Below are 13,938 nucleotides of genomic sequence, written 5' to 3'. Positions count from 1 at the left end.
CAGCGTCCCTTCCACTGGAGGAACCGATATGCGTAGACCGCTAGGGGTACTCGCGTGCCTCGGGAGCCTGGCGGCGCTCAGCACGCCGATCGCCACGGCCCAGGCCGCGACAGCGCCCCAGAGCGTGTGCGGCGTGTACGCGGCCGCTCCCCACGTCACATCCACGGGTAAGATCCAGGCGTCCGCCGCCCGACTCGGCTGCAAGGACACCGCCCTGGTCCGTGTCCGGATCAAGCGCGCCGAGGCCGGTCCCGACCCGATCGTCAGGAGCGCGTCCAAGAGAGGCGGCAACGGTCGGGTCACCGTCGCGCTGCGGTGCACGCCCGGCGTCTACTACACGGTCGTCACCGACTACCGCGGTCACTCCGGCACGTCCAAGGCGGCGCGGCTGTCCTGCTCCCCCGCCGGGACCCCCTCCCCCGTGCCCACCGCGACGGCCAAACCCACGGCGAAGCCCACCGCCACCCCCACCACACCCCCGCCCGCCAGCACGGTCGGCACGGCCGACGAGAACGAGGTCCTGCGGCTGGTCAACGCGGAGCGGGCGAAGGGCGGCTGCCAGCCCCTCAAGCACGACGCGCAGCTCCGCAAGGCCGCCTACGGCCACTCGGCCGACATGGCGGCCCAGAACTACTTCAGCCACACCTCCAAGGACGGCCGCAGCTTCATGGACCGCATCCGGGCGGCCGGCTTCACCGGCGGGTCACGCTGGGCGGAGAACATCGCCGTGGGACAGACGACCCCGGCCGCCGTGATGAGCTCCTGGATGAACAGCTCGGGTCACAAGGCCAACATCATGAACTGCAAGTACACCCTCATCGGTGTCGGCGTGGCCAAGAGCTCCAAGATCTACTGGACCCAGGACTTCGCCGCCAGATAGGCGCCGAGTCTCCCACCGGAAACAGCGGCGCCCCCGCGACGGTCATCCGTCGCGGGGGCGCCGCCGTTCACCCCGAAAACCGCCCCAGGGGCGGGATCCGTCCTACTTGAGCCAGCTCATCATCGGGCGCAGCTTGGCACCGGTCTTCTCGATCGGGTGCTCGGCCAGCTCCTCGCGGTAGGCGGTGAACTTCTTCTGGCCGCTGTCGAACTCGTCCACCAGCTCCTTGGCGAACTCGCCGGACTGGATCTCGGCGAGGATGCGCTGCATCTCCTTCTTGGTCTCCGGCGTCACGATGCGCGGGCCACGGGAGTAGCCGCCGTACTCGGCGGTGTCGGAGACCGACCAGTACATCTTGGAGACGCCGCCCTCGTACATCAGGTCGACGATCAGCTTCATCTCGTGGAGGCACTCGAAGTAGGCGACCTCGGGCTGGTAGCCGGCCTCGATCAGGGTCTCGAACCCGGCCTTGATCAGCTCGGACACGCCACCGCAGAGCACGGCCTGCTCACCGAAGAGGTCGGTCTCGGTCTCCTCGGTGAAGGTCGTCTTCAGCGCGCCGGCGCGGGTGCCGCCGATGCCCTTGGCGTAGGACAGCGCGAGGTCCCAGGCCGCGCCGCTGGCGTCCTTCTCGACGGCGACGAGACACGGCACGCCGCGGCCCGCGGTGTACTGGCGGCGGACGAGGTGACCGGGGCCCTTGGGGGCGACCATGGCCACGTCCACGCCCTCGGGCGCCTCGATGAGGCCGTAGCGGATGTTGAGGCCGTGGCCGAAGAAGAGGGCGTCGCCCTCGACGAGGTTCGGGGCCACGTGCTCGGCGTAGAGGTGACGCTGGATGTGGTCCGGCGCCAGGATCATCGTCAGATCGGCCTCTTCGACGGCCTCGGCGGGAGTGAGCACCCGCAGGCCGTCGGCCTCGGCCTTCTCCCGGCTCTTGGAACCTTCGGGCAGACCCACCCGGACGTCCACGCCGGAGTCACGCAGCGACAGCGCGTGGGCGTGTCCCTGGCTTCCGTATCCCAGGACGGCCACATGCCGGCCCTGGATGATCGACAGGTCGGCCTGGTCGTCGTAGAAGATCTCAGTCACTTGCTTAACCTTTCGGGTTTCTCGTACGGCTTACGCAGTCCGGTCCAGGGCCCGGAGAGAACGGTCGGTGATGGAACGGGCGCCGCGGCCGATGGCCACCATGCCCGACTGGACCAGCTCCTTGATGCCGAACGGCTCCAGGAGCTTGATGAAGGCCTGCAGCTTGTCCGGCGTCCCGGTGACTTCTATGGTCACCGCGTCAGAGGCGACGTCGACGCAGCGCGCGCGGAAGAGGTTGACCAGTTCCAGCACGCTGGAGCGGGTGTCGGCGTCGGCACGCACCTTGATCAGTGTGAGCTCGCGCTGCACGGCCTGCGCCGGGTCGAGCTCCACGATCTTCAGCACGTTGACCAGCTTGTTGAGCTGCTTGGTGACCTGTTCCAGCGGCAGCTCCTCGACGTTGACCACGATGGTCATCCGCGAGATGTCCTCGTGCTCGGTCGGCCCGACCGCCAGGGAGTCGATGTTGAACCCCCGGCGGCTGAACAGCGACGCGACGCGCGCGAGCACGCCGGGCTTGTTCTCCACCAGCACGGAGAGCGTGTGCCTGCTCATGCCTTCCTCCTCGCCTGGCGGCCACGCATGCCCGCCCGCCCGCTTCGATCACTCACAGCTGGTCCTCGCCGTCCCAGGCCGGCGCCATGTCGCGCGCGAACTTGATCTCGTCGTTGCTGGTCCCGGCCGCCACCATCGGCCAGACCATGGCGTCCTGGTGGACCACGAAGTCGATCACGACAGGCACGTCGTTGATCTCCATCGCCTTCTGGATGGTCGCGTCCACATCCTCGGGACGTTCGCACCGCAGGCCGACGCAGCCGTAGGCCTCGGCCAGCTTCACGAAGTCCGGGATCCGGCGGACCGTCTGCAGGTTGGTGTTGGAGTAACGCTGGTTGTAGAACAGCGTCTGCCACTGCCGGACCATACCGAGGTTACCGTTGTTGATGACGGCGACCTTGATCGGCACACCCTCGATGGTGCAGGTGGCGAGTTCCTGGTTGGTCATCTGGAAGCAACCGTCACCGTCGATGGCCCAGACGGTGGCGTCGGGGCGGCCCATCTTGGCACCCATGGCGGCCGGGAGCGCGAAGCCCATCGTGCCGGCCCCGCCGGAGTTGATGAAGCTGCCGGGGTTCTCGTAGCCGATGAACTGGGCGGCCCACATCTGGTGCTGGCCGACGCCCGCGGTGTAGACGGCGTCCGGTCCGACGATCGCACCCAGCCGCTCCATGACGTACTGGGGAGCGAGGGAACCGTCCTCGAACTCCTCGTAGCCCAGCGGATAGGTCGTCCGGTAGGCGTCGAGCTGGGTCCACCACTCGCGGTAGTCGCCCTCGCGGCCCTCGTTGCGCACCGCGACGATCAGCTCGGAGATGACCTCCTTGCAGTCGCCCACGATCGGGACGTCGGCCTGCCGGTTCTTGGAGATCTCCGCCGGGTCGATGTCCGCGTGGACGATCTTGGCATGCGGGGCGAAGGTGGAGAGCTGCCCGGTGACGCGGTCGTCGAAACGGACGCCGAGCCCGATGATCAGATCGCTGCGCTGCAGCGCACCGACCGCCGGCACCGAGCCGTGCATGCCGGGCATGCCCAGATGCTGGCGGTGGCTGTCGGGGAAGGTGCCGCGCGCCATCAGCGTGGTGACCACCGGGATGCCGGTCAGCTCGGCGAACTCCAGCAGCTCCGCGGCGGCCCCGGCCTTGTGCACGCCGCCGCCGACGTAGAGCACGGGCCGCCTGGCATCGGCGATCAGCTTGGCCGCCTCCCGGATCTGCTTGGAGTGCGGCCGGGTCACCGGCCGGTAGCCCGGCAACTGCATGACGACCGGCCACTGGAAGGTCGTCTTCGCCTGGAGCGTGTCCTTGGCGATGTCGACCAGCACCGGGCCCGGCCGTCCGGTCGAGGCGATGTGGAATGCCTCCACGATCGTCCTGGGGATGTCGTCCGGGTCGGTGACCAGGAAGTTGTGCTTGGTGATCGGCATGGTGATGCCGCAGATGTCGGCTTCCTGGAACGCATCGGTGCCGATGGCGTCACTGGCCACCTGGCCGGTGATCGCGACGATCGGGACCGAGTCCATGTAGGCGTCGGCGATCGGGGTGACCAGGTTGGTCGCACCCGGACCGCTGGTGGCCATGCAGACCCCGACCCGGCCCGTGGCCTGCGCGTAGCCCTGGGCCGCGTGCCCGGCGCCCTGCTCGTGCCGTACGAGCACGTGCCGGATCTTGGCCGAGTCGTAGAGAGGATCGTAGGCGGGGAGAATCGCGCCGCCCGGGATCCCGAACACGGTGTCGACCCCGACGTGCTCCAGTGCTCTGACGAGGGCCTGGGCACCTGTCATCTGTTCGGTCATCGGCTCGTTCCTTGTGGCTCAGCATGTTTGGCGGCATAAAAAATGCCCCATTCCACCGGAGACGGCGGAGCTGGGGCGGCGCGCAGGTCGAAGTGCTTCGCTATCGGCCTGCGCGCCGGCGAAGTACTACGAGAATCCCACTGTGATGCATGGCTCCACCATGACCGACAGACCCCGTCCACGTCAAATTCATGGGACGGGAGTCTCAATATCCGAGATGGCGATCAGGGTCGCGACGCCCTCAGACCCCGCTGTGCAGGCTGGAGAGAGTGGTGGTCATAAGACCGTCGATACCGCGAGCGGCCATCGGCCGGGCCACCAGGAAACCCTGACCCCGGGTGCAGCCCATCTCACGCAGCAGTGCGAGCTGCTCCGGGCGCTCGATGCCCTCGGCCACCACGACCAGCCCCAGGTCGTGTCCGAGCCGCACGATCGTGCGGGTCAGCAAGGTGAGCGTCTCGTCGCGGCCGAGCCCGGACACGAACGACGGATCAATCTTGATCATGTCCACCGGGAGCTGCCGCAGGAACGCCAGCGAGGCGTAACCGGTGCCGAAGTCGTCGATGGCCAGCCGTACCCCGAGCCTGCGCAGCTCCGAGAGCCGCGTGATGGTCTCGTCGGCGTCCTCGACCAGCATCTCCTCGATGACCTCAAGGGTCAGCGCGCCAGGCGGCAGGCCGCTCTCGGTCAGCGCCGACTCGACGGTCTCCACGAAGCGCGGCGCCATGATCTGCCGGGCCGACAGGTTGAGCGACAGCCCGATGTCCCAGGAGGACGCGCGCCATGCGGCCACCTCGCGGCAGGACTCACGCAGGATCCACTCACTCAGCGGAACGATCAGACCGGTGTCCTCGGCCGGACCGAGGAACTGCTCGGGTGGGACGAACGTGCTCCCCCGCCACCAGCGCACCAGCGCCTCGACGGCGGTGACACGCGACGTGGCCAGATCCACCACCGGCTGGTACTCGATGACGAACTGGTTCTCCAGCAGGGCCCGCTGCAGGTCGGCGGCGAGCTCCAGACGGCGCACCACATCGGCGTGCATGTGCGCGGCGAACACCTCGACCCGCCGTCCGCCGAGGTCCTTCGCCCTGGCCATCGCCACGTCCGCGTTCCGGATCAGATCCGCGGAGGACACGTCGTCCTCGGCGAAGGCCACCCCGACGCTCGCGGTCAGCGCGATGTCACGGTCGGCCACCCGGAACGGCTCGGAGGAGACCGTGCGGACCAGCCACTCGGCCAGATCCACCGCCGTCTGGGCGTCCACCCCGGCCTCCAGCAGCACCGCGAACTCGTCGCCGCCCCAGCGGGCCAGAGTGTCGTCGGCCCGTACGGCGGCCCGGAGCCTGCGGGCGGCCTGGCCGAGCAGGTAGTCACCGCTGGCGTGGCCGACCGAGTCGTTGACTGCCGTGAAGCCGTCGAGGTCCAGGAACACCACGACGGCGCTGCTCGCACCCGGACGGGCCAGCACCTCGCGGGTGCGCTCCTCGAAGTAGGCCCGGTTGGGCAGGCCGGTGATGCCGTCGTGGAAGGTCAGGTGGGCGACCTGGTTGCGCAGTGCCTCCTGGTCGCTGACGTCGCGGGTGGTGACCAGCAGCAGTTCCTCGCCGCGCACGTGGCGGGTGGCGACCGACTCGGTGGGCCGCCAGGTGCCGTCCGACGCCCGGACCCGGCAGGAGATCATGCAGGTGCCCGGCCCCTCGACCGGATCCTCGTCCAGGCTCATCGCACGGAGCGCCACCTGGATGCCGGGCACGTCCTCGGGGTGGATGTAATCGAAGATCGTTCCACCGACCAGCTCGTCGGGGCGGTATCCGTACGTGATCTCGACGCCCTCGCCGATCTCCCGGACCACGCCGTCCTGGTCGCACAGGAAGACCACGTCACCGGTGCTCTCCGCCAGATCCTGAAGCTGCCGCTCGCCGAGGTCCACCAGGCGCCGCATCCGGCTCGACTCCACCAAGGTCACGAACAGGCGGACCACGAGGACTCCGACGACCGACGCCGAGACGAGTGCCAGGACGCCGACCGGGCCCTGCACCCTGCCTCCGAGCACGCGGAAGAGCAGGACCGCGGTGGCCACGACGACGAGGATCAGCGGAACGGCGGCGATCAACGAGGAGGCGGTGTGACCGACGGACGGCTCCTCCTCGTCCTCCGGGTCCTGTGCGCGTGCCGTACGGGACCGCCATGGGATCACCGCGAGCACCAGGAAGGCCACCGGGACCGGCCACATCCCGATCGGCGACGGCGTGTCGCCGTTCACCCGGGCCAGCGCGGTGGCCGTCTCGGCCGCCGTGATGGCGGCCAGTACGGCCAGCGCCGCCAGGCCCGCCGGCCAGGCGGACCGCCGTACCGGCACCACCGCCGGGCCCACGGCGCACGCGAGGATCAGGCAGAGCAGCGGTGGGGCGATGGTGGCCGCGAAGGTGCCCGCGTCGTCGGCCTGACGATAGGCCGGACCGAGCAGGAGGACCCAGCCGATCACGAAGAGCGAGGCGGCGCACACGTACGAGTCTGCGAGATCACGCAGCAGCGCCCGCCGCCGGGCGGGCCGGGTGGCCGACAGGCCGGTGCCCACCGTGAGCATCGCCGTACCGACGAGAACGACCAGGTCGGCGAAGGTCACCGCGAAGGGCGTGCCGTCCGCGAGCGGTCGCACCCCGACCCCGACCAGCCAGGTGACCGAGCCACCGGCCAGCCAGCGCCAGGCCGGCGCCCTGCGCCGGTCGGTCCCTCGCAGGAGCGTGGTGAACAGCGACGCCGCCGCGAGGGCGGCGGCGACGACACCCGCGACCAGGCCGACGATCACGGCCGAGGCGCCGCTGAGAAGAGCGGCAACGAGCCCCACCGCGCCGGTTCCGGCGGCGATGGTCAGCGGTACCCGGGGGTCACGCCAGCGGATCAATGTCGTCTGCCCATCAGTGTCGGTTCGTCTCGCTTCCGCGACGGCACACGGTCAGTCTCTGCTCTCCAACCGGTGCCGGTGGTGACAACGCCGTAGTCGTCACCGATCTGATAACCACGCGAGTGATCGAGGTGGCAGAATTCACCGTACGTACTCCAGGTCACGAGGCAGCCACGTTCGGGATTCCTTTCCTGGTCGGTACGGATTCCAGTGGGTAAAGACCTGGTCAGCGGGGGTTCAGGGCGGCGCGGACGCCGATCAGTATGATCCGGTGATGATGTTTTTGAGTGGTTCGCCCGCCAGATAACGCAGAAGCTGGGAGCGGAGCAGCCGCAGCATTCGACGCCCGGACGCCGGGGTGCTGCCCGCCACGTGCGGGGTGATGAAGACCCCCGGTGCCGTCCACAGCGGATGCCCCGGAGGCAGCGGCTCGGGGTCGGTGACGTCGAGCGCCGCCAGGATCCGCCCCCTGCCCAACTCGGCGACGAGCGCGCCGGTGTCCACCACACCGCCTCTGGCGGCGTTCACCAGCAGGGCGCCGTCCTTCATCGCGGCCAGGAAGCCCGCGTCGACCAGCCCTGTGGTCGCGGGGGTGGACGAGACCAGCAGCACCACCACATCCGCCCCGGGCAGCAGCTCCGGCAGTTCGTCCTGGCCGTGCACACCTTCCCGCGCGGTCCTCGCCACCCGGACGACGTCCACCTCGAACCCGCCCAGCCGCCGCTCCAGCGCCTCACCGATCGAGCCGTAGCCGACGATCAGCACCGTGGAGTCGGCCAGCACACCCGTGTGGTGGTAGGTCCACTCGCCCTCCCGCTGCGCGGCGGCGAATCCCGGGAACTCCCGGAGCACGGCGATCATGGCGCCCACCGCCCACTCCGCGGTCCCCGCGTCGTGCACTCCCCGTGCGTTGCACAGCACCACGTCCTCGGGGAGGTGCGCCCGGTAGGCGTCCACCCCGGCCGTGACGGTCTGCAGCAGCCGGAGCCGGGACATCCGGCCGAGCAGTTCCGGGGTCCGTGCCACCGGCATCAACGGCGGGATCCAGACCTCGACCTCCGCCGCCCCGTCGGGGGCCGGTCCCGTGCCGTCGTAGACCACGCACTCCACATCGGGTAGGTCACTCAGGACATCGGCAGCGGCTTTGGAGGGGACCCAGATCTTCATGGCGACATTATCCAAGGGATCGTCCGGGAACCTCCTTCCACGGGGAACCGTAGAAACGGAGAAGGAGATTCCATGATTCAGATGACACGACTGACGTCCCTTTTCGCGGCGGCCCTGCTGGTGGCGGGATGCTCGGCGACACCGGCCGACACGGCGCGGGATCCCACTCCCGCCGCCACGGACACCGGCGCCCCCCTCGGCGAGCCGCGCACCGTGGTGAAGGATCTGGCCGTGCCCTGGGGAATCGCGTTCCTGCCCGACGGCGACGCCCTGGTGACCGAACGCGACACCGCCAGGCTGCTGCGGGTCACGGCCGCGGGAAAGGTCACCGAGATCGGCACGGTCGACGGCGTACGGCCCGACGGCGAGGGCGGCCTGCTGGGCGTGGCGATCTCTCCCGTTTTCACCGAGGACCACTACGTCTTCCTGTACTTCACCTCTGCCCATGACAACCGGATCGTGCGCTACCGCTACGACCGGGGTCTGACCGAAGCCACCGTGATCCTCGACGGCATCCCCAAAGGCTCGATCCACAACGGCGGCCGCCTGGCCTTCGGCCCCGACGGATACCTTTACGCCAGCACCGGTGAGACCGGGAACCGCGCCCTCGCCCAGGCCCTCGGCTCCCTGGCCGGAAAGATCCTCCGGATGACCGTCGACGGCAAGCCCGCCCCCGGAAACCCGTTTGCGAACGTGCTCTGGAGCTACGGCCACCGCAACGTCCAGGGCATGGCCTGGGACCCGTCCGGACGCATGTATGCCAGCGAGTTCGGGTCCAACTCGTTCGACGAGATCAACCTCGTCAGGAAGGGCGGCAACTACGGCTGGCCCGAGGTCGAGGGCGTCGGCGACGACCCGCGCTTCATCAACCCACTGATCACCTGGAGCACCGACCAGGCCTCTCCCTCCGGCATGGCCTACGCCGACGGTTCCCTCTGGGTGGGCGCACTGCGGGGCGGCAAGCTCTGGCAGGTTCCTCTCGACTCCGGCGGCAGGGCCGACACGCCCGTCGCCAGGTTCGACGGCCGCTACGGCAGGATCCGCGCGGTCGCCGTCGCCCGTGACGGCTCCCTGTGGTTCGGGACCAGCAACAAGGACGGCCGGGGCTCCCCCACTGCCGACGACGACCGCATTTTCACCGTGACCCCGTAGCTCGGTTGCGGGTGTTTCGGTGCGCGCTGCGGTGGGTGTTCTCTTGCGCTGCGGGGTTCACTGGCCGCGGGGTGTTTCCGGGGGTGGGTGGCCGTTCGCGCTGCGGTGGGTGGGTGTTCCGGCCGGCCGTCGCAGTCACCGTCTCGTTTTTCAGGCCTCCGGCCTGACGGGCGCGGTGGTTACGCTTTTTTATAAGCCGGCCGGAACACCCACCCACCTCCGCGCCAGACGGCCCCGCCGTACGGCGTGCAGACCGTAGCCGCTCACTCTCCGACCGCCCATGGATCTCACGGACGCTGAAGCAATCCGTACGGGACCGTTCAGGGCCGGTCGCCGTAGCTGACGCGTTCCTCTCCGACCAGTGCAGGGCCGAGCACCGCAGAGACAGGAGTCCGACCGGTGCAAGGAACCGATGCCCGGCTCAGCCGCGCAGAAATTCCACTAGTACGGGCACGAGCTTTTTAGGGGCCATAACCACGGCGCCGTGGTTGAGGCCGGGCAGGGTACGGAGTTCGGCATCGGGCAGGATGTCGGCGAGTGCTCGTGCGGCGTTGTGGAATCCGGCCGGGCTCTTGCCTCCGGTCAGCACCAGGGCGTGCGCTTTCGCGGCCGACCAGCGGTCTGCCTCCAGCGGCTTGCCCTGCTGGGTCTCGCCCATCACCGCGGCGTCGTAGGGCAGCGTGTGCGCCAGTGCCTTGAGGTTCGACCACACGCCCGGCATCAGCCGCATCATGGTCACCATGAATGCGGGCATGCCCTGGGCCTTGGTCATGAAGTATGTGACCGCGTCGCCGCGCCGGTCGGCCGCCAGCAGCGCGTCGAGATGCCGGGCATAGTCCTTGGGCGGGCCGAAACCGTCGTCGCTGATCACGAACGGCGGCTCGTAGAGCGCCAGTCTCTCGATGGTGAGCCCGGCCGCCGCAGCACGCAACGCCAGCACCGCCCCTGACGAACTCCCGAACACCGACGCCGAACCCCCGACATGGTCGATCAACGCTGCGATGTCCTCGACCTCGCGTTCGGTCGCGTAACCGGCGGCGTCGCCGCTGGTGCCCCGGCCACGCCGGTCGTAATTGATCACAGTGAAGTGCTCGGCGAGCAGGCCGGCCAGCTTACGGGCGTCGGAGCGGTCAGCCAGTGCCGAGGACACGAGGATGACCGCAGGACCGGCACCGAGCCGCTCGAACGTGATCTCGGTTCCGTCCCTGGAGATGACTGACGCGTTCACCGTGACCGCCTTTTCGCTGGTCGTAGACATGATTGTTCTCCGTTCTGGGCGTTATGTCGCGTTCTTTGCTCTATGACGGCGCCTAGTGCTGTGACCGGATTGGTTCGCCGGGTTGGTGGTCGGGGCGGTTGGATGTGCGGTGACGTCCGATCCGACCCGTGGAGGTGCGGTGGCCGAGCCTGTCCGTGTGCGCAGACTGACCGACCAGGAAGGGCAGAAGCTGCAGCAGATCGTGCGCCGGGGTAGCACCAGTTCGGTTCGCTACCGGCGGGCGATGATGCTGCTGGCCTCGGCCGGCGGGAACCGCGTCCCGGTCATCGCCCAGCTGGTGCAGGCGGACGAGGACACCGTCCGCGACGTGATCCACCGGTTCAACAAGATCGGCCTGGCCTGTCTGGACCCTCGCTGGGCGGGAGGCCGTCCCCGCCAGCTCACTCCTGACGACGAGGACTTCGTCGTCGCGACGGCCACCACCCGCCCGACCAAGCTCGGCCAGCCCTTCACCCGCTGGTCCATCCGCAAGCTCGTCATTTACCTGCACCGGGTCCATGGCCGCGTCATCCGGATCGGCCGCGAGGCGTTACGGTGCCTGCTGGCCCGCCGCGGCGTCACCTTCCAGCGCACGAAGACCTGGAAGGAGTCGCCCGACCCAGACCGTGACACCAAGCTCGACCGGATCGAGCACGTCCTGGACCGCTTCCCCGACCGCGTTTTCGCGTTCGACGAGTTCGGTCCGCTGGGAATCCGGCCGACCGGCGGCTCGGGGTGGGCAGCTGCCGGGCACCCTGAACGGCACCCCGCGACCTACCACCGCACCCACGGGGTCCGGTACTTCCACGGCTGCTACTCGGTCGGTGACGACACGCTCTGGGGCATCAACCGGCGAAAGAAGGGCGCCGGCAACACGCTGGCCGCCCTCAGGTCGATCCGGGCGGTCCGCCCAGACGGCGCCCCCATCTACGTGATCTTGGACAACCTGTCCGCGCACAAGGGCGAGAAGATCCGCGCCTGGGCCAAAAAGCACCAGGTCGAACTGTGCTTCACACCGACCTACGCGTCCTGGGCAAATCCGATCGAGGCGCACTTCGGGCCGCTGCGGCAGTTCACCATCGCCAACTCCAACCACCCCAACCACACGGTCCAGACCCGGGCTCTGCACGCCTACCTGCGCTGGCGCAACGCCAACGCCCGCCATCGAGATGTCCTGGCGGCCGAACGCCGCGAACGCGCCCGTGTCCGCAGCGAGAAGGGCGTCCGCTGGGGCGGACGAGCGCAGATGGCAGCCTGATCACTCGCTGACATCCAAGGTCGCGTGGTCCGCGACTCCCAGTTCAGACAGCACAGCCCAGAGCCGCTCCAGGACCGCGGTCGCGTCCGAGCCCTCCGCGATCTCAAGGTCAAGATGGCAACGACCCATGCCGCTGCCCGCGCCCGTGATCTCGCCGTCGAGCTCGAACGCCGCTTCCAATGCCTCCTCGACCTCATCACGGTCGATCGGCAGCCCCACGAAGACGATCTCCACAAACACCACGGTCCTCCGTCTCAACCCGGCGAACCATAGCGGTCACGGCACTAGCCGGAGAAGGAATCGGCCCTGTCACGACTTATCGCGACCAGGGTGACCGGCCCCGGTCCCGGGCTCCGCAGCACGCGCAGTGGCAGGCCTGCCAGACACAGCACCGCGCCGACGCCGAAGCGATGCCAGGTGCCGTCGATCGTCTCGAGTTCGACTTCCCCGCCCTGCACCCAGACGATCGCGTCGTGCCAGGCAGCCACGTCGTAGCCGCGGACCTCACCGCAGGCCAAGACCACCTCGCGCCGCCGGAACCCGGCGCTCATGACAGGACCAGGGGTAGGCCGAACGCGGCGAAGTAGCGCGGTTCAAACGACGTGATCGCAGTGATCCGGCCACCATCGATCCGCAGCACATCCAGCACCTGGCCGCGGAACTGTCCGGCCAGGTGCTGGGTCTCGTCCGCTGTGGGGTGTTCGACGTAGTGCGCCACCGCGGGCTGCAGATTCGCGCCGGTGACGACGCTGCGCCAGCGGCCGTGCGACCACTTCGAGCCGGTATCGAAAACCTGTCCGGTAAGAGTCAGCAGCGCACTCCGCCCGACCAGCCACGCCGGGTGCGGTGGCATCGTCATCTGTACGTCCTCGGCGAGCATGCCGGTGAGCGCGCCCAGATCGGCTCGCTGGTGCGCCTGGACATAGCGTCGCAACAGCGCGCGCTCGTCCGCGCTCGGCTCGGCCGGCGGCGCCCAGTCCTCGCGCCGCTGCGGAAGATGCTGCTTCAGCGTCGCCCGTGCCCGCTGCAACGCGCTCTTCACCGATGCCAGGCTGGTGTCCAGCAGCGCGGCCGTCTCGGCGGCCGACCAGCCCAGCACATCCCTGGTGATCAACACGGCCCGCTGCCGGGCAGGCAGGTGCTGGATCGCCACCAGGAAAGCGAGCTCGATCGTCTCCCGTGCGACCGCCGCCGACTCCGGCCCCTCGGCATTGTCGACGACCGGCCCCAACAGCCGATCCGGGACCGGCTGCAACCACGACACGTCAGCGGGCGGCCGCACCGGCGCGCCCGAATCGACCAGCGGCGGAACCTGGTAAGGGGCTGCCCGCCGCTTGTTCCGGTCGATCATGTCCAGGCATGCGTTCGTCGCGATCTTGTACAGCCAGGCCCGGAACGTCGACCGCCCCTCATAGGTCTCCCGGCGACGCCACGCCCGCAGGAACGTCTCCTGAACGATGTCCTCCGCATCGTCGTAGGAGCCGAGCATCCGGTAGCAGTGCACCCGTAGTTCCCACCGCAAAGGCTCGACAAGCGCTCCGAAGGCCCCCTCGTCACCGGCCACAGCGGCACTCAGCACCGCCTCGTCCTCCACCCGACCATCACTGCCTCGGTCCTCGACCACGGCTACCTCCACCTGCACCGAAACGTGCCAACGACCATAAGACGGCCACCACCACCAGAAGGAATCGGATCGCCCACAGCCTCAGAGGCCGTAGCGCCCACCCAAAAGGTGACACAGAGACTCTTGTCGGCATTGAGAGCCAAGGAATCGAATCGCCCACAGCCTCAGAGACCGTAGCGCCCACCCAAAAGGTGACACGGAGACTCTTGTCGGTATTGAGGGCCTTCTGAGAAGGTGATCCAAATTGCG

Annotated in this window: 12 protein-coding genes; 3 read left to right on the top strand and 9 right to left on the bottom strand. The window is 68.8% G+C overall.

Annotated elements, in window-relative coordinates:
• Positions 1–28 precede the first annotated feature (28 nt).
• Complete coding sequence (locus OHA77_RS27990; RefSeq protein ID WP_406312411.1) at positions 29–880, top strand: CAP domain-containing protein; 852 nt, start codon at positions 29–31, stop codon at positions 878–880.
• A 102-nt stretch (positions 881–982) separates the two neighbouring features.
• Here the strand turns inward: OHA77_RS27990 and ilvC are convergent, their stop codons facing one another.
• From ilvC to OHA77_RS27965, 5 genes are all read right to left on the bottom strand, one after another.
• Positions 983–1,963 carry a ketol-acid reductoisomerase gene (ilvC, locus tag OHA77_RS27985; RefSeq protein ID WP_326826914.1) on the bottom strand — a complete coding sequence of 327 codons (981 nt, stop codon included), beginning with the start codon at positions 1,961–1,963 and terminating at the stop codon, positions 983–985.
• Positions 1,964–2,002: 39 nt separating this feature from the next.
• Positions 2,003–2,527 carry an acetolactate synthase small subunit gene (gene ilvN, locus OHA77_RS27980; protein WP_326825210.1) on the bottom strand — a complete coding sequence of 175 codons (525 nt, stop codon included), beginning with the start codon at positions 2,525–2,527 and terminating at the stop codon, positions 2,003–2,005.
• A gap of 52 nt (positions 2,528–2,579) precedes the next feature.
• The gene (locus tag OHA77_RS27975) at positions 2,580–4,322 is read right to left on the bottom strand and encodes an acetolactate synthase large subunit (RefSeq protein WP_406312410.1); all 1,743 of its coding nucleotides are present in this window, start codon (positions 4,320–4,322) and stop codon (positions 2,580–2,582) included.
• A gap of 241 nt (positions 4,323–4,563) precedes the next feature.
• Positions 4,564–7,230 carry a putative bifunctional diguanylate cyclase/phosphodiesterase gene (locus tag OHA77_RS27970; protein ID WP_406312409.1) on the bottom strand — a complete coding sequence of 889 codons (2,667 nt, stop codon included), beginning with the start codon at positions 7,228–7,230 and terminating at the stop codon, positions 4,564–4,566.
• Between the two features lie 258 nt (positions 7,231–7,488).
• Positions 7,489–8,397: a 2-hydroxyacid dehydrogenase gene (locus tag OHA77_RS27965; protein ID WP_406312408.1), complete on the bottom strand. Its 909-nt coding sequence runs from the start codon at positions 8,395–8,397 to the stop codon at positions 7,489–7,491.
• A 72-nt stretch (positions 8,398–8,469) separates the two neighbouring features.
• On the opposite strand from OHA77_RS27965, the gene OHA77_RS27960 reads away from it, so the two are divergent.
• Complete coding sequence (locus OHA77_RS27960) at positions 8,470–9,549, top strand: PQQ-dependent sugar dehydrogenase (RefSeq protein ID WP_406312407.1); 1,080 nt, start codon at positions 8,470–8,472, stop codon at positions 9,547–9,549.
• Between the two features lie 421 nt (positions 9,550–9,970).
• Here the strand turns inward: OHA77_RS27960 and OHA77_RS27955 are convergent, their stop codons facing one another.
• Positions 9,971–10,807, bottom strand: a complete 837-nt coding sequence (locus tag OHA77_RS27955; RefSeq protein ID WP_406312406.1) for an alpha/beta fold hydrolase — start codon at positions 10,805–10,807, stop codon at positions 9,971–9,973.
• A 139-nt stretch (positions 10,808–10,946) separates the two neighbouring features.
• On the opposite strand from OHA77_RS27955, the gene OHA77_RS27950 reads away from it, so the two are divergent.
• The gene (locus OHA77_RS27950; RefSeq protein WP_406311807.1) at positions 10,947–12,065 is read left to right on the top strand and encodes an IS630 family transposase; all 1,119 of its coding nucleotides are present in this window, start codon (positions 10,947–10,949) and stop codon (positions 12,063–12,065) included.
• Here the strand turns inward: OHA77_RS27950 and OHA77_RS27945 are convergent, their stop codons facing one another.
• Genes OHA77_RS27945 through OHA77_RS27935 form a run of 3 tightly spaced genes read right to left on the bottom strand, consistent with a single transcriptional unit; the run spans position 12,066 to position 13,689 of the window.
• Positions 12,066–12,299 carry a hypothetical protein gene (locus OHA77_RS27945; protein ID WP_406311808.1) on the bottom strand — a complete coding sequence of 78 codons (234 nt, stop codon included), beginning with the start codon at positions 12,297–12,299 and terminating at the stop codon, positions 12,066–12,068. It lies immediately after the preceding gene.
• Positions 12,300–12,349: 50 nt separating this feature from the next.
• A complete protein-coding gene (locus OHA77_RS27940; RefSeq protein ID WP_406312405.1) occupies positions 12,350–12,616 on the bottom strand; it encodes a hypothetical protein in 267 nt (88 codons plus the stop codon).
• Positions 12,613–13,689, bottom strand: a complete 1,077-nt coding sequence (locus OHA77_RS27935) for a sigma-70 family RNA polymerase sigma factor (protein WP_406312404.1) — start codon at positions 13,687–13,689, stop codon at positions 12,613–12,615. The genes OHA77_RS27940 and OHA77_RS27935 overlap by 4 nt, the downstream gene beginning before the upstream one ends.
• Positions 13,690–13,938: the final 249 nt, after the last annotated feature.

The sequence above is a fragment of the Streptosporangium sp. NBC_01639 genome, from assembly GCF_045209755.1.
Taxonomy (GTDB): domain Bacteria; phylum Actinomycetota; class Actinomycetes; order Streptosporangiales; family Streptosporangiaceae; genus Streptosporangium.
Note: the sequence above shows the minus strand (reverse complement) of the source record. Positions and strands in the feature narration are given on the sequence as shown.